Annotated in this window: 23 protein-coding genes; 16 read left to right on the forward strand and 7 right to left on the reverse strand. The window is 37.5% G+C overall.

Annotated features, from left to right (window positions below; genetic code table 11):
• Positions 1–14: 14 nt before the first annotated feature.
• The gene (locus tag AC3ANL_RS07190) at positions 15–200 is read right to left on the reverse strand and encodes a hypothetical protein (protein ID WP_488328546.1); all 186 of its coding nucleotides are present in this window, start codon (positions 198–200) and stop codon (positions 15–17) included.
• Positions 201–765: 565 nt separating this feature from the next.
• On the opposite strand from AC3ANL_RS07190, the gene spxA reads away from it, so the two are divergent.
• The 5 genes from spxA to pepF all read left to right on the forward strand — a co-directional run bounded on the left by spxA (position 766) and on the right by pepF (position 7,097).
• The gene (gene spxA, locus AC3ANL_RS07195) at positions 766–1,161 is read left to right on the forward strand and encodes a transcriptional regulator SpxA (protein WP_488328547.1); all 396 of its coding nucleotides are present in this window, start codon (positions 766–768) and stop codon (positions 1,159–1,161) included.
• Positions 1,162–1,509: 348 nt separating this feature from the next.
• Positions 1,510–2,181 carry an adaptor protein MecA gene (gene mecA / locus AC3ANL_RS07200; RefSeq protein WP_488329680.1) on the forward strand — a complete coding sequence of 224 codons (672 nt, stop codon included), beginning with the start codon at positions 1,510–1,512 and terminating at the stop codon, positions 2,179–2,181.
• A 68-nt stretch (positions 2,182–2,249) separates the two neighbouring features.
• Positions 2,250–3,761, forward strand: a complete 1,512-nt coding sequence (gene cls, locus AC3ANL_RS07205; protein ID WP_488329681.1) for a cardiolipin synthase — start codon at positions 2,250–2,252, stop codon at positions 3,759–3,761.
• A gap of 105 nt (positions 3,762–3,866) precedes the next feature.
• Entirely contained in the window at positions 3,867–5,063 is a 1,197-nt protein-coding gene (locus AC3ANL_RS07210; RefSeq protein ID WP_488328548.1) for a competence protein CoiA, read from the forward strand.
• Positions 5,064–5,273: 210 nt separating this feature from the next.
• Positions 5,274–7,097: an oligoendopeptidase F gene (pepF, locus tag AC3ANL_RS07215; protein WP_488328549.1), complete on the forward strand. Its 1,824-nt coding sequence runs from the start codon at positions 5,274–5,276 to the stop codon at positions 7,095–7,097.
• Between the two features lie 38 nt (positions 7,098–7,135).
• Here pepF and AC3ANL_RS07220 read toward each other — a convergent pair whose 3' ends face one another.
• The 4 genes from AC3ANL_RS07220 to AC3ANL_RS07235 form a co-directional block, all read right to left on the reverse strand.
• Positions 7,136–7,357 (reverse strand): hypothetical protein, encoded by a 222-nt coding sequence (locus AC3ANL_RS07220; protein WP_488328550.1) that lies wholly within the window; start codon positions 7,355–7,357, stop codon positions 7,136–7,138.
• Between the two features lie 453 nt (positions 7,358–7,810).
• Complete coding sequence (locus AC3ANL_RS07225; RefSeq protein ID WP_488328551.1) at positions 7,811–8,680, reverse strand: ClpXP adapter SpxH family protein; 870 nt, start codon at positions 8,678–8,680, stop codon at positions 7,811–7,813.
• Positions 8,673–9,083, reverse strand: coding sequence for a globin domain-containing protein (locus AC3ANL_RS07230; RefSeq protein WP_488328552.1), 411 nt, complete (start codon positions 9,081–9,083; stop codon positions 8,673–8,675). The genes AC3ANL_RS07225 and AC3ANL_RS07230 overlap by 8 nt, the downstream gene beginning before the upstream one ends.
• 182 nt (positions 9,084–9,265) lie before the next feature.
• The gene (locus AC3ANL_RS07235; RefSeq protein WP_488328553.1) at positions 9,266–9,850 is read right to left on the reverse strand and encodes a CYTH domain-containing protein; all 585 of its coding nucleotides are present in this window, start codon (positions 9,848–9,850) and stop codon (positions 9,266–9,268) included.
• A gap of 160 nt (positions 9,851–10,010) precedes the next feature.
• On the opposite strand from AC3ANL_RS07235, the gene AC3ANL_RS07240 reads away from it, so the two are divergent.
• Genes AC3ANL_RS07240 through AC3ANL_RS07255 form a run of 4 tightly spaced genes read left to right on the forward strand, consistent with a single transcriptional unit; the run spans position 10,011 to position 12,795 of the window.
• Positions 10,011–10,367 carry a UPF0738 family protein gene (locus tag AC3ANL_RS07240; protein ID WP_488328554.1) on the forward strand — a complete coding sequence of 119 codons (357 nt, stop codon included), beginning with the start codon at positions 10,011–10,013 and terminating at the stop codon, positions 10,365–10,367.
• Between the two features lie 31 nt (positions 10,368–10,398).
• Entirely contained in the window at positions 10,399–11,037 is a 639-nt protein-coding gene (yjbM, locus tag AC3ANL_RS07245) for a GTP diphosphokinase (protein ID WP_488328555.1), read from the forward strand.
• A 47-nt stretch (positions 11,038–11,084) separates the two neighbouring features.
• Positions 11,085–11,879 (forward strand): NAD kinase, encoded by a 795-nt coding sequence (locus AC3ANL_RS07250; RefSeq protein ID WP_488328556.1) that lies wholly within the window; start codon positions 11,085–11,087, stop codon positions 11,877–11,879.
• On the forward strand, positions 11,857–12,795 hold the full coding sequence (locus tag AC3ANL_RS07255) for an RluA family pseudouridine synthase (RefSeq protein WP_488328557.1): 939 nt from the start codon (positions 11,857–11,859) through the stop codon (positions 12,793–12,795). The genes AC3ANL_RS07250 and AC3ANL_RS07255 overlap by 23 nt, the downstream gene beginning before the upstream one ends.
• Before the next feature lie 102 nt (positions 12,796–12,897).
• Here the strand turns inward: AC3ANL_RS07255 and prpE are convergent, their stop codons facing one another.
• Entirely contained in the window at positions 12,898–13,638 is a 741-nt protein-coding gene (prpE, locus tag AC3ANL_RS07260) for a bis(5'-nucleosyl)-tetraphosphatase PrpE (RefSeq protein ID WP_488328558.1), read from the reverse strand.
• 88 nt (positions 13,639–13,726) lie between these two features.
• Between prpE and AC3ANL_RS07265 the strand changes: the two genes are divergently transcribed.
• The 3 genes from AC3ANL_RS07265 (at position 13,727) to AC3ANL_RS07275 (ending at position 17,165) form a co-directional block, all read left to right on the forward strand.
• Positions 13,727–15,586, forward strand: coding sequence for a monovalent cation:proton antiporter family protein (locus tag AC3ANL_RS07265; protein ID WP_488328559.1), 1,860 nt, complete (start codon positions 13,727–13,729; stop codon positions 15,584–15,586).
• A gap of 171 nt (positions 15,587–15,757) precedes the next feature.
• On the forward strand, positions 15,758–16,528 hold the full coding sequence (gene fabI, locus AC3ANL_RS07270; protein WP_488328560.1) for an enoyl-ACP reductase FabI: 771 nt from the start codon (positions 15,758–15,760) through the stop codon (positions 16,526–16,528).
• A 136-nt stretch (positions 16,529–16,664) separates the two neighbouring features.
• Positions 16,665–17,165: a CotO family spore coat protein gene (locus AC3ANL_RS07275; RefSeq protein WP_488328561.1), complete on the forward strand. Its 501-nt coding sequence runs from the start codon at positions 16,665–16,667 to the stop codon at positions 17,163–17,165.
• Between the two features lie 51 nt (positions 17,166–17,216).
• Here AC3ANL_RS07275 and AC3ANL_RS07280 read toward each other — a convergent pair whose 3' ends face one another.
• Complete coding sequence (locus AC3ANL_RS07280) at positions 17,217–17,735, reverse strand: CotY/CotZ family spore coat protein (RefSeq protein WP_488328562.1); 519 nt, start codon at positions 17,733–17,735, stop codon at positions 17,217–17,219.
• Between the two features lie 141 nt (positions 17,736–17,876).
• Here AC3ANL_RS07280 and AC3ANL_RS07285 point away from each other — a divergent pair, with 141 nt between their 5' ends.
• The 4 genes from AC3ANL_RS07285 (at position 17,877) to spoVAD (ending at position 20,540) form a co-directional block, all read left to right on the forward strand.
• Positions 17,877–18,233, forward strand: coding sequence for a DUF1360 domain-containing protein (locus AC3ANL_RS07285; protein WP_488328563.1), 357 nt, complete (start codon positions 17,877–17,879; stop codon positions 18,231–18,233).
• Between the two features lie 320 nt (positions 18,234–18,553).
• Positions 18,554–19,021, forward strand: coding sequence for a sporulation protein (locus AC3ANL_RS07290; RefSeq protein WP_488328564.1), 468 nt, complete (start codon positions 18,554–18,556; stop codon positions 19,019–19,021).
• Positions 19,022–19,037: 16 nt separating this feature from the next.
• Positions 19,038–19,514: a stage V sporulation protein AC gene (gene spoVAC, locus AC3ANL_RS07295; protein WP_488328565.1), complete on the forward strand. Its 477-nt coding sequence runs from the start codon at positions 19,038–19,040 to the stop codon at positions 19,512–19,514.
• Positions 19,515–20,540 carry a stage V sporulation protein AD gene (spoVAD, locus tag AC3ANL_RS07300; RefSeq protein WP_488328566.1) on the forward strand — a complete coding sequence of 342 codons (1,026 nt, stop codon included), beginning with the start codon at positions 19,515–19,517 and terminating at the stop codon, positions 20,538–20,540. It abuts the gene before it with no gap.
• Position 20,541 lies beyond the last annotated feature (1 nt).

Here is a 20,541-nt window from a genome sequence, read left to right on the forward strand (position 1 = left end):
TCGCTTTTTCAAGTTTATTTTCTTTTACCGCCGACAGCTTTCCAGCCTGTTTGGTATTTTGCACTTTCATCTACAAATTCAGACCGGCGTTTACCACCGAATAATTTTTCACCAATACTGTTGGATATTACACCCATTAAGGCTGTAATGGCAATGATTAGCAATGCAACAATAGTTAAATCTGTTATGTATCCACCCATGTTCTAGATCCCTCCATTTACGCTAATCAGAATATTTTATTAAAACTAAATGAAATATCCCCTACACATATTTTAAAAGAACTTTCTCCTTATTGAAAGAGGAAAATCAATAAACAGTCAGAAAGTTTTTTAAAATAATTGCTACTTTTTTCTATTTTAAGGTTTTGATAAGAATAAAGGGGGTATATGATTAAATACATAGACTAATAAATTTGAAACATTACAATTCTTTTAAGTTTACTTTATTGTACCCGCAAAGAATTTTTCATTAATACGAACAATCTTGTGAGGAAAAGAAATGTTACTAAGAATGTTGTGTCAAAAGTGAAGTATTTTGAAACTTTTAGCCGATTCATACGTCTAATATAATAGGACTATAATTAAAAATTTTGTTGTTTTTGAGCATTTAATAATTTTTTAAAAAAGGATACCTTTTTTAAAAACAGTGGTGTATAATTTATGATATAAATTACTTATTTATAATTATTTTAATTAGGTTCCTTTCCACATTAAAAATGCTTATTTAACTATATAGAATTTGTAAATAAAAGAGGAGTGAAGACGGATGGTAACACTATACACTTCACCAAGTTGTACATCATGTAGAAAAGCTAAATCATGGTTAGAAGAGCATGAAATTCCATACAAAGAAAGAAATATTTTCTCCGAACCATTATCAATGGAGGAAATTAAAGAAATTCTGCGAATGACGGAAGATGGTACAGATGAGATTATCTCCACTCGATCAAAAACGTTCCAAAAGTTAGATGTTAACTTAGATGCAATGCCTTTGCAGGACCTCTTTAAATTGATTAAAGAAAATCCTGGATTGCTGCGACGTCCAATCATTATTGATGAGAAACGTTTGCAGGTTGGGTATAATGAAGATGAAATTAGACGTTTCTTACCAAGAAGAGTAAGAACCTTTCAATTACGCGAAGCACAGCGAATGGTTAATTAAATAGGGAGACCTTCTTATTTGGAGGTCTTTTTTTAATATCAGAATTTATAAGTTTTGGCTTCGAGAATTGTCCAGCTCCAGTGCCCTTGCGCTTTTCTTAATCTATGCGGATAATTTGTGGTTTCTTGTTCATTTTGCTACAATGAAAAGAATATCTTAGTTATAACCATCCTATTAGGCATTATAATGGTTTTTTCGTTTTTCACTTTTTTTATTTCCCTTATTAGTACTTTTGTCATAAAATGAAAGTACATGAATATTTACTTTTTTTAAGTAATTGTTTAATGACATTATCTGCTTGGGGGTATTTAGTCCCTTCAATATGGAAAACGGAAGGGAGAGAGTATGATGGAGATTGAACGCATAAATGAGAACACAGTGAAATTTTATATTTCCTATGGTGATATTGAAGAAAGAGGCTTTGATCGCGAGGAAATTTGGTACAATCGAGAACGCAGTGAGGAGCTCTTTTGGGAAATGATGGATGAGGTACATGGCGAGGAAGATTTTGTCATTGAGGGTCCACTTTGGATTCAAGTCCAAGCACTTGATAAAGGATTAGAGGTTCTAGTAACCAGGGCACAACTTTCAAGAGATGGACAAAAATTTGAACTTCCTATTCCTGGTGATAAGATAAAGGATATTCCTGTTGATGATAAAATCGAAGATCTCTTGGATCACCATTTTAATCCTACTCTTTCAGATGATGATGAAATCTTATTAGAGGAAGAGACATTGGAATTCCTGCTTGCGTTTAAAGACTTTGAAGATGTCATTAGCTTATCGAATCGAGCAGGATTAGATGATTTAGTGACAATGCTTTATCATTTTGAAGGTAAATATTATTTATATACAGAATTTCCGGAAGATTTATTTGGAGAAGATGAAATTGATGATATTCTTAGTGTTTTACTCGAATACGGCTATGAAACGCAGTTAACGATTCATCGTATTCAAGAATACGGTAAGGAAATTATTCATAAAAATGTCTTTGGTGAGTTACGAAAATATTTCGGCTAATATATACACCGATTTCACATTTGAAATCGGTGTTTTTTTTAAAATGAGAAATCTGGCAGGTGAGTCATCTGAAAAACACAGTAAGGGTTGTACTATTTTTAGCTTTATTATCCGGACTATTGTTTTTCTTTAGGAATCAATTAGAAAGTGGTATTTTTGGCTTTCTGAGTGTTTTAATGACGCTATCAGTTATTTTTATCGGTCTTGTCATCTTTTTCGAAAATCGTCATCCGACCCAAACGATCACTTGGTTAGTTGTGTTAGGAGGTTTTCCGCTGCTTGGTTTTATTTTTTATCTTCTTTTTGGACGAAATTATCGGAAAGAAAAGATGTTCAGGAAAAAGTATTTCCTAGATAAACAGGCCTTTCTTACAGTAGAAGGAGAAGATGATCCAAGAAACGTAGAAAAACTCTCCTTAATGGGGCAACATCAAGGGAAACTATTCAAATTAGCCCAAAAACTAGGAAATAGCCCTATTTCTTTTGATACTTCAACACAAGTGTTAACTAACGGTGAGGAGACATTCAAACATATTCTAGAGCAATTAAATAGAGCTAGACACCATATTCACCTTGAATATTATATTGTACGTCATGATCAAATTGGTGAAGAAATCAAAGAAATCCTAATTGAAAAAGCCAATCAGGGTGTCAAAATTCGTTTTTTGTTTGATGCCGTTGGTTCATGGAAACTAGCTAAGAAATATATTCATGATTTAAAGAATGCTGGGATTGAGACGGTTCCGTTCGGTCCCGTAAAACTTCCCTTTTTAAATAATAAGTTTAACTTTCGGAATCATCGGAAGATTATCGTGATTGATGGAACAATAGGGTTTGTAGGTGGATTAAATATAGGCGACGAATATTTGGGCAGGAATAAAGCTATCGGTTTTTGGCGTGATACGCATTTAATGTTAAAAGGTGAAGCTGTCCGAACACTGCAGCTTATATTTTTGCAAGATTGGTATTATATGACCAATCATAGTTTTTTAACAGCCGAATATTTATCACCCCAACTTGATAATAAAAGTCATGGCGGTGTTCAATTGATTGCAGGCGGTCCTGATAATGAATGGAGTGTCATTAAAAATATTTTTTTCTCCATGATTGCATCAGCGGAAAAGTCAGTTTGGATTGCTTCACCGTATTTTATTCCTGATGAAGATATTTTTTCTGCCATTAAAATCGCTGCTCTTAGTGGCATAGATGTGAGACTGCTCGTTCCCAACCGCCCTGATAAACGTATTGTCTTTCATGCATCCAGGTCTTATTTCCCTGAACTATTGGAGGCTGGTGTGAAGGTGTATGAATATCACCGAGGGTTCATGCACAGTAAGATCATCATTGTTGATGATGAACTTGCCTCGATTGGGACTTCTAACATGGATATGAGAAGTTTTCATTTGAATTTTGAGGTAAATGCATTTTTGTTCCGAACGAACAGTACGCAAAAGCTTGTTGATGAATATACAAATGACTTAACCTATGCAAAACAGCTTGATTTAGCTGTCTTTCAAAAAAGACATATTGGATTTAGAATACTCGAATCAACGGCAAGATTATTGTCGCCGCTTTTGTAAAAATAGTCAGAGGAAAACGCGTCGAAAAATGACGTGTTTTTCTTTTTTCTAAAAGGAATTGAACGAATGATAGCGAATTATGTGTACAGAAAGGAGGAGAGAAATTTGTTAACGGCACGAACAAAAAGTGGTAAAAAAATATGTTTAGGATATGATTACAAGAAAGAAACGCTAATGTCCTTACGTAACAAAGAAGAATTTGTATGTTCGATTTGTGGAGAAGGGGTATTCCTAAAACTGGGGGACCGAAGAATCTTTCATTTTGCCCATAAACAGGGAAGCAGCTGCCGCAATTTATTTGAAAATGAATCAGTTGAACATATGGAAGGGAAACGGCAACTGTTTCAGTGGCTGACCAGCCAAAGTATTCCGTCGGAACTAGAATACTTTGATAAAGATATTCAACAGCGTCCTGATATTATGTTTTCGTACAATGGGAAGAAATATGCCCTTGAGTTTCAATGTTCCCCAATAGGGGAGAAGGTTTTTATGAAGAGGACGAAAATGTATCTGGAGAATGACTATATTCCATTGTGGATTATCTCTAGCCAACATATTCACAAAAAGAGAAAAGATATAATAGCTTTGTCAAATTTCCATTATTCCTTTTTACGAAGTTCATCGTCAGGGATTCTTTATATTCCTGCCTACTGCCCCGAAAAACAGCGTGTTCTTTTCGTTAAACCAATTACTGCCATCTCAATCAAAAATGCTTTTGCCCACTATGCCTATTATCCCTTATCCAGCCTTCAGCTAAATGACCTGCTTGAACCAGAGGAAAAGAATCATATCAGTCTTATGAATTGGAGCACGGAAGTTGAAAGATTCATCTTAAATTGGTCACTACACCCCCAGCCTGGACAAAAAGCATTTTTTCAAGAAATATATAAGAGCGGACTTAACCTTTTCCTATTACCTCCTGAAGTCGGGCTTCCAGTGATGCATTCAATCCTCATTCAAACACCGCCGATTATTTGGCAAACCTATTTGTATCTTGATGTTTTAGCCGAAAAGAACCCCAATGATTTGATAACTCACAGAGAAGTTAGCCAGCACTTTACTAATAGAAGATATAGAAATCATATCATCATTCGAAATGTCCCCCAATTAGAACAAGTAAATCCCATCATAGCCGAATTCGAATATTTACAACATTTAGTACAATTAGGGATTTTGAGACAAATAGGAGAGCAGATATTTGTTTTACAAAAGAAACTAATCGTCCCTCATTCAAATCGGGAAAGGGGGGAAGCTCAACAACGGTTTTATCAATTAAACCAGAATAAACTGTTCATAAGGTAGTCTGACATTCCAATAGAATTTGAGAAGTCATTGTGGTAAAGAATAGAGAGTTTTAATTCTTAAGGATTGCGAAATGAAATCAATCTAGTGGGTATAATAAAGTAGTAATGCCATTTCTAATGTATTTTAAAGGAACTTGGAAAGAATAAGGAGAATATAATTAGTAGTGCATTCTTTTCGCATATCAAAATTTGAATGGAGGATCTGATCATGGCAAAAGAAACTGCAGTAAAGCCGCTGCCGGCAAGAAGCGAAATCAAGGTCGAAGAAACATGGAAATTAGAAGACATATTTACAAATGACCAAGAATGGGAAAAGGAATTTCAAGAGATTAAAGGTCAAATTCCTGGGATTAAAGAATTTGAAGGGAAATTAGGAGAAAGTGCAGAGACACTCTATAAGGCTCTACAGTTTCAAGATAAACTATTAGAACGAATCGGTAAGCTATATACATATTCACATATGCGATATGATCAAGATACAACGAACTCCTTTTATCAAGGTTTAGATGACAGGATGAAGAATCTTTATTCCCAAGCGGCTAGTCAATTAGCATTTATTGTTCCAGAAATTCTATCGATTGAGGAAAGCAAGGTGACAAGCTTCCTGAATGAGAAACCAGAATTGAAGCTATATGAACATGCGATAGAAGAAATTAATCTACAAAGACCACATGTTCTAAGTGCTGATCAGGAAGCCTTATTAGCAGAAGCAAGTGAAGTTATGAATGCATCAAGTAATACGTTTGGCATGCTGAACAATGCTGACCTTGAGTTCCCAACAATTAAGGATGAGAATGGGGAAGAGGTTGAAGTTACCCATGGCCGTTACAGCCGTTTCTTAGAAAGCGGGGACAAACGAGTTAGACATGATGCCTTTAAAGCCGTTTATAAAACGTATGGGGCATTTAAAAATACATTCGCCAGTACGCTAAGTGGTAATGTAAAGAAGGATAACTTCAATGCAAGAATTAGGAAATATGATTCAGCAAGACATGCTGCGCTTTCAGGCAACAACATTCCGGAAAGTGTCTATGATAATTTGGTTAACACCGTTACTGAAAACCTTCATTTACTACATCGCTATATTAAGCTTCGGAAAAAAGTGTTAGAGTTGGATGAGCTTCATATGTATGACTTATATACACCGCTTGTTAAAGATGTAAAGATGGAAATTAAGTATGATGAGGCCAAAGAGCTAGTGATCAAGGGATTAGCTCCATTGGGTGAGGAATATTCGAACATATTAAAAGAAGGCTTCGAAAATCGTTGGGTGGATGTCCAAGAGAATAAAGGAAAACGAAGCGGTGCATACTCATCCGGAGCCTATGGAACACATCCGTATATCCTGATGAATTGGCAAGATAATGTAAATAATTTATTTACGCTTGCCCATGAATTTGGACACTCCGTTCATAGTTATTACACTCGGAAAACTCAGCCGTATCCATACGGAGATTACTCGATTTTTGTTGCAGAAGTGGCTTCTACCTGTAATGAGGCACTCCTTAACCATTATTTACTAAAAACAATTGATGATGAACAAAAACGGATCTACCTCCTTAACCACTATTTAGAAGGTTTTAGAGGCACCGTATTCCGTCAAACGATGTTTGCTGAATTTGAACACCTGATTCATCAAAAGGCTCAAAATAATGAAGCATTAACTGCTGACTCGTTAACTGAGGCTTATTATGCATTAAACAAGAAATATTATGGAGAAGAGGATATTGTGATTGATGAGGAAATTGGCTTAGAATGGGCAAGAATTCCGCATTTCTATTACAATTATTATGTGTATCAATACGCGACAGGTTTTAGTGCGGCCACGGCATTAAGTAAACAGATTTTAGAAGAAGGCGAACCAGCGGTAAAACGGTATATAGAGGAATTCCTTAGTGCAGGAAGCTCAGATTATCCAATTGAAGTGCTCAAAAAAGCAGGGGTGGATATGACAAGTGCTGGCCCAATCAAGGATGCATGCAAAGTATTTGAAGAAAAACTAAATGAATTAGAAAAATTATTATTACCATAACACAAAAAGGGATGATGCCAAGGCAGCGTCATCCCTTTTTAAAATCCTCTAAATCGTTTGCGATCATTTAGATAAAATATAAAGGTTAAGATTGAAATAAATAAAATGGGGGTACTAAGCAAGAGGGGGAATATTTTTAATAATGCTAGCAAATTAAGAAAAAAAGCGATCACAAAAAACAGAACCATCATAATAAAAGGAATTTTGTCCATATAAAATGCCACCTTTAATGAATACTTATTACTATGTCTATTGTCCATTTAATGAAAATATGACTTTTTGACAATATTGTGAAATAAAACACATACTTATTGTCATCACTATGACCACATGGTATATTTAACTCGTGAAGTTGATCACAACAAACATATACCCCTTTGTTTGACCGTGAAAAATTTCTCCCATCCCCTTTGTTCGTATTAATAGAGAAATGCCTTGTAGTCTATAGCTGCAAGGCATTTTGTTTTTATAGGAAATAATAGATTGCATCACTGTGAATAACTTTTGATTAGTTAGATTCGTCCAGCTCCAGCGCCCAGTGTACTTCGCCCATCTCCCTACGATAAGTCAACATCGAATCGCTAGCGCTCTCCGTGTTTCCTTTATCTCAGTCGATGTGCTCCAGTCCATACGTCGCTAAACGGGCGCTTATGCTTTTGTACTTTCCATGAAATAAAAAAGACAAATGCTGGATCCATGGGACCTGCATTTGCCTACTCATCAATATATCTCCAAAATGTTCCATATTTAGCTGGGATTTGTTCCACTATTTGTTTCAAAAGCAGCTTTTTCATTTCTCGTTCAATTTGGGAAATAGACATGTTATAGACAACAGCGATTTCTTTAGAAGCGACAAATTTAAAAAACTTCATAAAGGTTTCTAATGGCGGTGGTGGTGATTTTACTGGTCTTTCTGATAGCATTTCTTCAAGGATTTCGACATACACCTCATATGGGTAGGAACCAGTTATCTTAATTCCTTCATCTTCTATATTTTCATTGAAATATACAAGGGTTGGAATTTCATACACATCCATTTCCGAGGTAATCTTTAAATCACATTGAAAAGCCTTCGCTGCACTCTCAGAATGAATATCTGTCATGAATTCTTCTACATCTAATTCTGAATTAGCTGCACATTCCTTTAGCACTTCTAGGTTTGAAGTATTCTGCTTTTCCAAAAAGAGCATTTCTTGAATTCTTCGAAAAAAACGGAGACCTGCACGTCTTCCTTGTAATTCTGCAGCTTTTAGAGCAATCGAGACAATATAAGGATTATCCACTGGATTCTCTAACCAAAGGCTTCCATCACATGACATACCTGATCTACTTGCCGTTTTTTCCCATACTTGAGCAATATTTTCATAGTTCTTTTTTTTACTTGAATTTAAATCGGCTAATCGTCCACTTAAAACATGTTTAATGGAAAAATAACCGCCATACTCAATTTGTAACTTCTTAAGAATCGGCTCAAGTGCCCAACATTCGGGACATAAAGGATCAATAAACATATATATTTCAATAGGTTTTTTTTCACTGCCAGTGCAACGTTTCTTGGGACTAGGTGTATTAGGATTACCCACGCTGTTCACCTGATATCTCGCCACTATCTGGCGTGTTAATCATATGCTGGGCAGTGAGATTTAGCCGGGCGTAAAACTCATCTCTTAAGGAACCATCTAATCCAACCGTATCCATTGCTTGATTCATACATGCTAACCACGCTTTTGCCCGGGTTGGGGTAATAGGAAATGGCATATGACGTGCCCGCATCATTGGATGGCCGTGCTCATGTGAATAGAGGGTAGGACCACCTAAGTATTGGGTTAAGAATTGCTTTTGTTTTCGAGCCGTTTCTGTGAGTTCACTTGGAAAAATCGGAGCTAGGTCAGGATGTTGTGCAACAAGGCCATAAAATGTGTCGACAAGACGGTGCAGCGTATGTTCACCAATTGCCTCATATGGTGTTAGCTTTTTCTCAATCATGTTGACAACTCCTTTAATCTCTTTTGTATTCATATTTTAACAATGCCTATTTCATATCTCAAATTAATTGCTTTGAATAAGTTTATTTTTAAAGTTAGACACTCTTTTAAAGTATACAATTGTGTGCGTATTTAGCAGGGAATAATCAACTTATCAGCAGGGAATATATTCTTAGTATCTATTTAGTTAGACTGTGTATATTTCTGATGATAAAAGCGGCGGATTTTATTTTCCGTTTTTCGTTCAGGAATCATAAATTGAGTAAGGATTGCTTGAAAGCTTTTGAGTCCTGCTTGATAGTCTTCTACTTCAAATTCTAATTCATAATCTTCATGATTTAGATAGGTACTATGGTCAAGCACAAGTAATCCACCTTTGTATTCAAATTCAACTCGATTGGTAATGAGAGAACCAAAATACTCAATATTTGAAAAAGGAATATTCTGCTCTTCAATCTTCTTTTGGATTGAGCCAATGGGAAGCCTGCCATGATTAATAGCCAACGATGCTTCTTCATTACTTAAAATTTGATTGGTTTCAAGGAGTCCGACAACGGCTGGCTGCTTTAGGGTCATCTCGAAAGCTCCCTCTTTTTTCCGTATTCGTAAAGCACTGGCAGCTCGTTTTAAAGCAAAATCAACTGTATCAAAGTAAAAGTTTTCTTGAGTGAAAATTTGCTTTTTATGAATGTTAAACTCCTTAAGAAGTCTTTCATATTCTACGATTGTAAGCATGTTTTTAAATTCAATTTCAAGATTTTCTGACATTGGAACACATCCTTTCAAAACGATGATTAGTTTATCATACCTATGAACTTGAATGGCTGTCCAGCTATAAACACTTCCTTCTTTCTCTCCAACTGCAATGCTTGGGAGAAATGGGTGAATTATGCTAAAATAAATAGGTGAAAGATGGAGGTAAAAAATAATGAAAAGAATAACAATCCTAAACGCTAATATTATCGATCAGAAGCTATATTTAGAAACAAATGAATCTATCAATGGATTAGTTCCAGGGGAGCAAATTTTGGTGGATTCTGATCATTGCTCATTCATTTACTTAATGGAAGATCAAGAGGAATATACATACATTGTTATACCTGAAGCAATTTGGCCCGTCCTAAAGACTGCCAGCGAGCAACAAATATCTGCATGGGTTTTATTTGAGGGTGAACAAATAGAGCTTGTAAATTTTCAGGATGAATTAGAATATGTAATTAGCAATATTAAAGGAAATAGTAACTATGGTAAGGAAATGGTCACCAAAGTTGAAGAAATATTTTAAGGATAATTTGTGATAATTTTGAGGTGGAATCATGAAACATTGGGATCAATTTTTAGCACCATATAAACAGGCTGTTTCAGAGTTAAAAATAAAATTAAAAGGGATGAGAGGACAGTTTGAACTAGATTCTTCCCATTCACCGATAGAGTTTGTTACAGGTCGCGTAAAACCCATTGCAAGTATTCTCGATAAAGCTAATCAAAAGGGTATCCCACTGGAGAGTTTAGACGAGGAAATGCAGGATATTGCCGGCATGAGGATCATGTGTCAATTTGTGGATGACATACATACAGTTGTAAATTTATTAAGGAACCGCAATGATTTGGAGATCGTGGAGGAAAGAGATTATATATCCCATAAAAAGACGAGCGGGTACCGCTCCTATCATGTGGTGATTCGATACCCCGTCCAAACGATCCATGGAGAAAAGAAAATCCTGGCCGAAATTCAAATTAGGACCCTCGCTATGAACTTCTGGGCGACTATTGAACATTCGCTCAACTATAAGTACAAAGGGATCTTTCCCACAGATATCCAAATGAGATTGCAAAGAGCTGCAGAAGCCGCTTTTCGGCTCGATGAAGAAATGTCTTTAATCCGCGGCGAAATTCAGGAAGCCCAAGCTTTTTTTACAAGAAAGAAAGAATTGAAACAAGAAGAAACTAACTAGTGACAGGACTGCCTTTGGAAAGCCATTTATACAAGGAGCATAAAACTATGAAATTTGCGATTACTTCAAAAGGAGATCAAAAATCAAATATCTTGATGCATAAAATGAGGACGTATTTACTTGATTTTGATCTTATCTATGATGAAGACCAGCCAGATATAGTTGTTTCTATTGGTGGCGATGGAACGTTGCTATATGCTTTTCATCGCTATAGCAGCCGTTTAAGTAAAACGGCGTTTGTCGGAATTCATACGGGTCATCTTGGATTTTATGCGGACTGGATTCCTGATGAAATTGAAAAACTTGTGATTGCCATTGCTAAAACTCCCTTTCAAGTCGTAGAATACCCTTTGCTGGAGGTCATTATCCGTTATACCCATGCAGGGAAGGAATCACGGTATTTAGCCTTGAATGAGTCTACCGTAAAAAGTGTGGAGGGAACACTTGTCATGGACGTAGAGATTCGTGGGCAGCAGTTTGAACGGTTTCGTGGTGATGGATTGTGCGTATCCACTCCTTCAGGAAGTACGGCCTATAATAAAGCACTTGGAGGAGCGATTATTCACCCTTCTATATCTGCCCTTCAAGTAGCAGAAATGGCATCGATTAATAACAAGGTATTTAGGACGGTGGGGTCTCCATTGATTCTTCCAGCACATCATACCTGTATGTTAAAACCCGTTAATCGCTCTGATTTTCAGGTAACGATTGATCACTTGACACTACTCCATAAGGATGTAAAATCGATTCAGTTCCGGGTGCCAGAGGAAAAAATTCGTTTTGCCCGCTTTCGACCGTTTCCATTCTGGAAAAGGGTGCATGATTCATTTATTTCTGATTGAAGCGGGGGATGAACAGTTGAGGGTTTCTCGATTTCATATGAACTGGGTAATTGAGGGTAAACAAACTGGACTATTAATAAAAGAATTCTTAAAAGAACAAGAAATCTCGCATACTGCCTTAACAGATATTAAGTTTAAGGGCGGAAGCATTCTTGTGAATGATAAGGAAGTAAATGTCAGATATAAGTTGATGGAGAATGATGTGTTAACGGTTATTTTTCCAGAGGAAATCCCAAGTGAAGGGTTAAAGGGTGAGGATATTCCGTTGAACATCCTTTATGAAGATGAGTATCTGCTTGTAGTGAACAAACCGGCGGGAATGAATACCATTCCTTCAAGGGAACACCCTGCGGGAAGTTTAGCTAATGCCCTTATTGGATATTATCAGAAGGTTGGCCTCCAAGCAACAACCCACATTGTGACCAGGCTTGACCGTGATACATCAGGGATTGTGTTAATTTCCAAACATCGTCATGTCCATCATTTATTTAGCAAAATGCAGCAGAACGGTCAGGTTAAAAGGACATATGAGGCTTTTGCAGCTGGTTTATTTGTAACGAATAGTGGTACAATCAAGGAACCAATTGGCCGAAAAGACGATAGTATCATCGAAAGGCAAGTGCGTCCTGACGGCCAATATGCTTGTACCCATTACAAGGTATTAAATCGGCATCGTTCTTTTACTCATATTGAACTACAGCTCGAGACAGGACGGACTCATCAGATTAGAGTACATATGTCATTTTTCGGACATCCGCTGCTCGGGGACGATTTATATGGAGGTGAGTCTACCTTAATAGGTAGGCAGGCCCTTCATTGCAGGCAAATAAGATTTGTCCACCCATTCTTAAAAGAGGAAATGACCCTTACTGTGCCGCTTCCTCAGGATATGTATAAAATCATTGAGGCTGACTAGCTTATATAGTCAGCCTGTTAGTTTTAGTGGATCTTAAACAAGGTGAATACTAAACAGCTTAAAATTGTCAAACTCTAATCTTTAAAGGAACAAACTCCATGGTCAATCAAATTGTTTAAATTTTTCCTCGATATATGGCATAGTAGAAGGAACAGAAATCAGTTCCATTTCAGGGTATCGTAAGGCTGTAAGTCTGCCGCCAAAAACAGCGCCAGTATCAATGTTAAAAGTATTTCGAATAATCCGCGGCTCTTTCACAGGTGTATGCCCATAAACAATACATGCATCACCATTATAAGTTTTTGCCCAATCTCTTCTGACTGGTGTTCCATCAGGGTTTTGCTTACCAGTTATATCACCGTAAAGCACAAATTCTTTGACTTTGCCATGTGTTTGCCCGATGAATTCCTGTTTAATTCCCGCATGTGCAATTATGAGCCTATTCTCGTCTAATACCAAGTATAAGGGTGCTTTTTCATAAAGTTGAATGAACTTTGTTCGAATGGATGTCTGGTCAGTTTTGGATAATGTCTCATATTCCGCGACAGTTGTTTCCAGGCCATGTTTAATCTGAACTTTGTTCCCTAGAAAGAAGCGATATAACTTGTTGCAGTGATTGCCCGGTGTGTAATAGGCCAAATTATGGTGAATGACCAGCTCCCAAATAACTTCAATTACATTTAAAGAAGCCGGTCCCCTGTCAGTTAAGTCACCAACGAAACCAAGAACCCTGTTATGCTGATGAATAGGTATTCCATTATCCCAATGGTAGCCAAGTTTGAGCGTTAAATCCTTAAATTCACTAAAACACCCGTGAATATCACCAATAATATCTATTTTCATCTGTTGCACCCCCAGTAGATAATTTTATTTTTTGTTAAAAAGATTGTTTTTATAAAAAGAAAGAAATCATAGTTTTGAGAGGTGAAAAATGGAACAACATGTTTCGGTTATTTCTCTACTAGTCGTTGTCACAATGGCCTTTTTAACACCAATTATCCTGCATCGGTTTAAAATGAATTTTATCCCGGTAGTAGTAGCTGAAATTATTATGGGTTTGATAATTGGGAAAAGTGGCTTCGATATTGTCCATGAAGATATGTGGCTCTCCACACTTTCCACGCTTGGCTTTATTTTTCTCATGTTTTTAAGCGGTCTCGAAATTGATTTTACCGCCTTTACTGGCAGCAAAAAGCGGGAGCTTCTTCCAAACGGTAAAAAGGAACCAAATACCTTTGCTGTAGCAGCGATCATATTTGCCGGAATCTTTATTGTTTCTCTTGGTCTATCCTATTTGTTTGTATTGGCCGGTTTTATTGGCAATGCTTTTTTAATGACATTGATTATTTCAACAATTTCACTTGGAGTGGTCGTTCCTACTTTAAAGGAAGCCCACCTTATGAAAACCGTTATCGGTCAGATCATACTCCTTGTAGCTGTGATTGCGGATTTGGTAACGATGATTTTGCTTGCTGTGTTTGTTTCCCTTTATGAGAAGGGACATGGAAGTACTTGGCTGCTATTGATTTTGTTTGCTGCGGGGATCGTCCTGTATTTTGTTGGGAAAAGGTTTAAAAATCGTACTATTGTCGAGGCTCTATCAACGGGGACCGTTCAAATTGGTACAAGAGCAGTTTTTACCCTGATCATTGTTTTAGTCGGTCTTTCCGAAACGGTCGGCGCAGAAAACATCCTCGGAGCCTTTTTAGCAGGTGTATTAGTTTCATTATTATCGCCAAACCAGGAGCTTGTCCATAAGCTGGACTCCTTTGGCTATGGATTTTTAATTCCAATCTTTTTTGTGATGATTGGTGTGAATCTTGATGTCTGGTCCCTTTTTAGTGAAAAAAAGCTCCTCCTTTTAATTCCACTCTTACTGATTGGGCTGCTGTTATCAAAGCTTGTGCCAGTTTACCTGTTGAAAATTTGGTATGATATTAAAACGGTGATTTCTTCTGGATTTTTACTGACATCAACCCTTTCCCTTGTTATCGCCGCAGCTACCATTGGTGAAAGATTGAATGTCATATCACCACAGATGAGTGGGACCTTAATATTGGTTGCAGTTATTACGTCCATTTTTACCCCAATTGTCTTTAAGAAGCTTTTTCCTATAGAAGCGGCATCCAGTAAACAGGTCAGTGTGGCTTTCTTAGGTGCAACCCAAATTACGCTTGCCTTATCTAGAGAGTTAAAGTCCGATCTGTATGATCCAATTTTATATCATACAAACATGGAGAAGTCAGAAAAACAGATTGCCAATTCGCTATTTGATATTGTGGAAATCCCGGATTATTTTGCTGAAACTATTGCTGAAACAAAGGTTTATCAATCAGAAATTGTCGTGGTTTCTACTGGAGATGAAACGGTGAATGCAACATTATCCATTGCGATTAAAGAAAAGGGTGTTCCAAGGGTAATCGCTAGGATTGAAAGCCTCAGCTTAGAACAAAATCTTCGTGAGCAAAACATCGAGGTTTTTTCCTCTTTTATGTCGACGAAGACGCTGCTTCGCGCATTAATTGAATCACCTACAGTCCTTAAAATATTAACGAATCAAGAGACAGGCTTATATGAAATTGTCATGAGGAACGCACAGTTTGATGAAATGCCACTGCGGAGATTTCCCTTTACAGGTGATATCATTTTTGTCCGTATTTTTAGAGGCAAAGATTCAATTGTCCCCCATGGTGACACAGAATTGCAAATGCATGATCGTTTAATTGTTACAGGCTCGAAAGCGTATGTGGATAAATTGAAAAGAGAATTGGAATTTTGTGAAATATATTAACGTGTTTATCCAATTATAAAATTTAAAAGTTTTGGCTTCGAGAATTGTCCAGCTGACCAGGGCATTGCGCTTTTTAATGAAAAAAGACAATCCTTTTCATTTGTGACGATTTAGTGTAAAATTAGCACCAAGTACTAATATCTTGTAATTATCGTAGGAGGACTTTTCAATATGAATCTTTCTTTAACTGGAAAAACATATGTTGTAATGGGCGTAGCCAATAAACGCAGTATCGCATGGGGGATAGCCCGCTCACTTCACAACGCAGGCGCAAGATTAGTTTTTACCTATGCAGGTGAAAGAATCGAAAGTAGTGTCCGGGAATTGGCTAATTCCTTAGAAGCTGAAGGAACATTAGTCCTTCCGTGTGATGTTACTAGTGATGAGGCGATTGAAAAGTGTTTTGCTGACATAAAAGAGGCAGTTGGCACGATTCATGGCGTGGCTCACTGTATCGCATTCGCAAAAACAGAAGATTTAAAAGGGGAATATTCGAACACATCGAGGGATGGATTCTTGCTTGCCCACAATATTAGCTCATATTCGTTAACTGCAATTGCCAAAGAAGCTAAGGGCTTAATGGCAGATGGCGGCAGCATTGTTACCTTAACTTATTTGGGGGGTGAGCGTGCGATTCCAAACTATAATGTTATGGGTGTAGCTAAGGCTTCATTGGATGCAAGCGTCCGTTATTTAGCAGCCGATTTAGGAAAATATGGCATCCGTGTTAATTCTATTTCTGCTGGCCCTATCCGCACTTTATCCGCAAAGGCAATTGGGGAATTTAATTCGATTTTAAGTGAAATTGAAGAAAAAGCTCCACTAAGAAGAGCAACCACGCCTGAGGAAGTTGGCGATACAGCTGTATTCTTATTCAGTGACCTTTCCCGTGGTATTACCGGTGAAAACATCCACGTCGACTCCGGATATCATATTCTGTAAAAATAGAGGATGTCTCAAAAGGGTCTGACCCTTTTGAGACATCTTTTTTGTTTTTATATTTGTAATTTCCATGAACGAGTGTAGGCAATTCGCATACATATAGATTGTATGATTACGTAAATAGGAGGTGCGGTAAGTGTCCACGAAAAAAAAACAAGGACCTCTACTCTATATCCAACAGTCGTTTAAAAGAACTCCTACCTATACCAATATGCAGGAAATATATACAAACAAGCAGCAACTTGAACTAATTGAGGACGAAATGATGCTGCTAGAAGAGGAACCCAAAAAGACCATTTCCCTAGCGAAAAAGGAACCTGTCCACGAAACAGAAGTTAAACCAGAAAATCTGCCAATTAGTTCAACTGCTCCACAAAAAGAAAAATCGCGTGCCTCGTTAAATAGAGTAAAGCCCTTCAAAGAAATGGAATTACTTGAGCGCTTAGACTATCTAATCAACTTTCCAAAAGTCCTCCCGCCTGTACCTTGCGTCTTTTATACCGCTGAAAAAAATGTTCAGGGGTACTTAACAGCGTACGACGAACTTCATGTAACAATTCAAATGCACGATCAAACATCTTTAACAATTCCGCTTCATGAATTAACAAACATCATGATGATTGGGATCAAAAGATAATGTGGAGGCAAAAAAAAGCCAGCCGCTTGACGACTGGCTCATTTCATATTTCTAATTGCAAAGGCCAAGATTTACGTCTGCAATACATTGAACTGCACAGAAGCAGTTTAAGTCAACTGTAATGCAATCTCTGCTAGCGCGGAATCTGTCAACCTTGCAAACTTTACTAAGGTCGATGCAACATTTGTCTCCAGTTGACACAAGGTTAATCGGAGCAAATTGACCATTGTTATCGCGGTGGCCTGGTACTAATACGCGAAGTGTTGCACAGCAGTTGTCAAATACTTCTTCCACTCGAAAGTAGATGGATACACATGCCTCACACTCATGTGTTAAGAATGCATGAAATGGAGTACCGTCATCTGTACTTAAAACAAATACACGAGTATCGACCGGCTCTCTCCTTGTTGGTGATACCATCGATCCTAGTGGTTCGGTAAAACAACTGGTACACTCTGCACATTCTTCTGCTTCTACAACAGCATTATCTTGAATATCTTTAATAGCTCGAACTACTTCGCATACACAGCTTTCACTGCTAAACGAGTTATTACTATTTCCACAACCCATTAATATTTCCTCCTTATTCCGTGATATATCTTACATTACTAACATATTTTATAGAGCGTATTTGGGTAACGGACAAACGCCTTGTTTGGAAAAATTAGGCCTGGTTAATAATCTATTCGTCTGTAGAAAGGACTTTCACCCATGAAAATTACCTTGTTAACCTTCATTTTTTTAGCACTTTCAAGCTTTAGGCTGACAAGATTACTAGTATTTGATAAAATTTTTGAATTTTTGCGTGAGCCCTTTTATGATGAAATACAGGAGGAAAATGAGGAGGGGGAAATAGAGGTCTATTACATGCCAAAGAAAACAGGCATAAAGAAATTCATAGGTGAATTGCTCAGTTGTTATTGGTGTACAGGGATCTGGTCGGCTGCCCTGATCGTCGGTATCCATTATATCTGCCCAGTTTTTTCTACACCCTTTATCCTCATATTAGCTGTTGCAGGCTTGGCGTCCATTTTAGAATTATTGGTACAAAATTTCCTTGAAAAATAAGCTTTTTGCTGAGACAAGATTACGCTTGAGAACATATTCTGACAGTAGTTATGAATGAACTCCGAGGGGAGAGAAACGATGAATAACAAAAAAGAAAGCCAGAAAACCAAACGGCCTGTTCGATCGACAACTCAAAAAAAGAAAAAAGGGTGCGGCTGTGGTAAAAAAACATCTAAGTAATCGAAAAAACTGCTGGTAATCTGGCAGTTTTTTAATTTTTATACAAAAGATAATTAGCTTATTCATTCATAATTTTTGTCTTTATCGAAAAAACTATGTAGTAATCGAAACTCAAATAATTTTACAAGGAAGGGAAGCAAATGATTACTATCTATCGATTGATAATATGTACTTGTTTATTTTTATTAGCGGCCTGTAATCCAACTCAACCGGCTAAGGACAGTCAAATGGCATTGATAAAAACGACTAATCCTAATCCGGTCATGACAATTCAGAGTAAGAACACCGACCGGGTGGATGAAATTAAAAAGGAAGTAAGTTCGTTTCCAGAAATCTATGATGTTGCTGTTGTAAAGGGAAAAAGGGATACCCTTGTTGTTTATAAAGTAAAGCATTTACACCGATTTAAAATGAAAAAAATTGAAAAGAACTTGAATAAGATGTTGGAGGAAAAATATCCGAAAGAAAACTTTACCGTCTCTAGCGACTATAAGATTTTTTTAGAAACAGTCAGGCTGAAGGAGCGCATGAAATCAACAAAATTTTCTCACTCCGAGGCCGAAAAACGCTTTAATCAAATTGTCAAAATGACGGAAGATCTGAAGTAAGGAAGGGAGAATCAAGATGGCGAGCAACAAAAAAAACATGACCCCGCAGCAGCAGAACTATCAAACACTTCAGCAAAAGCATGAACTTAAGCGACCAGTGTTGAAGAATTGCATTAAGGCTTTTTGGGTTGGCGGCCTCATCTGTGTGATTGGGCAGGCTGTCAGTTATTTTTACATATATTTCTTTGATTTTACAGAGCAGAATGTAGGAAATCCAACGGTAGCAACGATGGTCTTTTTTTCCATGTTATTAACAGGTTTTGGCATTTACGATCGCCTTGGGCAGTTTGCTGGTGCAGGAAGTGCCGTGCCGGTTACTGGATTTGGTAACTCTGTCATCTCAGCTGCAATTGAACACCGTACAGAAGGGTTTGTGTTAGGGGTAGGCGGAAATATGTTTAAACTTGCGGGCACGGTGATATTATTTGGTGTATTTTCTGCTTTCGTTGTAGCCTTAATTAAGACACTACTCGTGATGTGGGGGGTAATTTAATTGTTAAAAGGGCATCAATCATGGGTATTTGAAAATCGGCCAATGATCACGGCGACAGGTGTAACAGGAGGGCCGTTTGAAGCAAATGGAAGATTGGCAAATGATTTTGATTTATTATATGAAGATCTTTGGATGGGAAAAGAGTCCTATGAAAAGGCCCATCGTCTATTGCTTGAAGAAGCGATGAAAGTGGCATTGCAAAAAGGTAATGTTCAAAAAGAACAGGTGCAATTTTTATTTGCCGGTGACTTGATCAATCAAATTACTCCAACTAGCTTTGCTGCAAGAACCATGCAGATTCCTTATTTCGGTCTTTTCGGGGCCTGCTCTACATCGATGGAGGGGTTGGCATTAGCCTCTTTTGTCGTTAACTACCAAGGTGCAAAACACGTCTTGACAGGAGCGTCAAGCCATAATGCGGCAGTTGAAAAGCAATTTCGTTACCCGACAGAGTATGGAGGCCAAAAGCCTCCCACAGCACAATGGACAATCACGGGTGCGGGGGTTGCCCTTATTGAGCCAAATGAGTCTGAAGGGCAACACCCTGTGACAACGTCTGCCACAATCGGAAAAGTTATTGATATGGGGTTAACAGATCCGTTTAATATGGGCGGGGCGATGGCACCGGCTGCAGCAGATACCATTATGGCCCATTTTCGCGACATGCAATTAGATCCATCCTATTATGATTTAATTGTTACCGGTGACTTAGGAAGGATTGGGCATGATACTGCTTTTGAATTAATTAACAAAAGCGGCTTAAAATTGGAACGGAAACAATTTCAAGATTGCGGTTTATTAATGTATAAAGAAAATCAGCCTGTTCAAGCAGGCGGAAGTGGGGCAGGTTGCTCAGCAACGGTTTTATATGGACATCTCCTAAATGAATTAAAGAAAGGTACATATAAACGAATGTTAGTCGTTGCCACAGGTGCACTATTGTCGCCGCTTAGCTTTCAGCAAAACGAATCCATTCCATGTATTGCCCATGCTGTAGCAATTGAGATGAATAGAGAAAAGGGGTGAG

The organism is Neobacillus sp. DHD-1R, assembly GCF_057747995.1.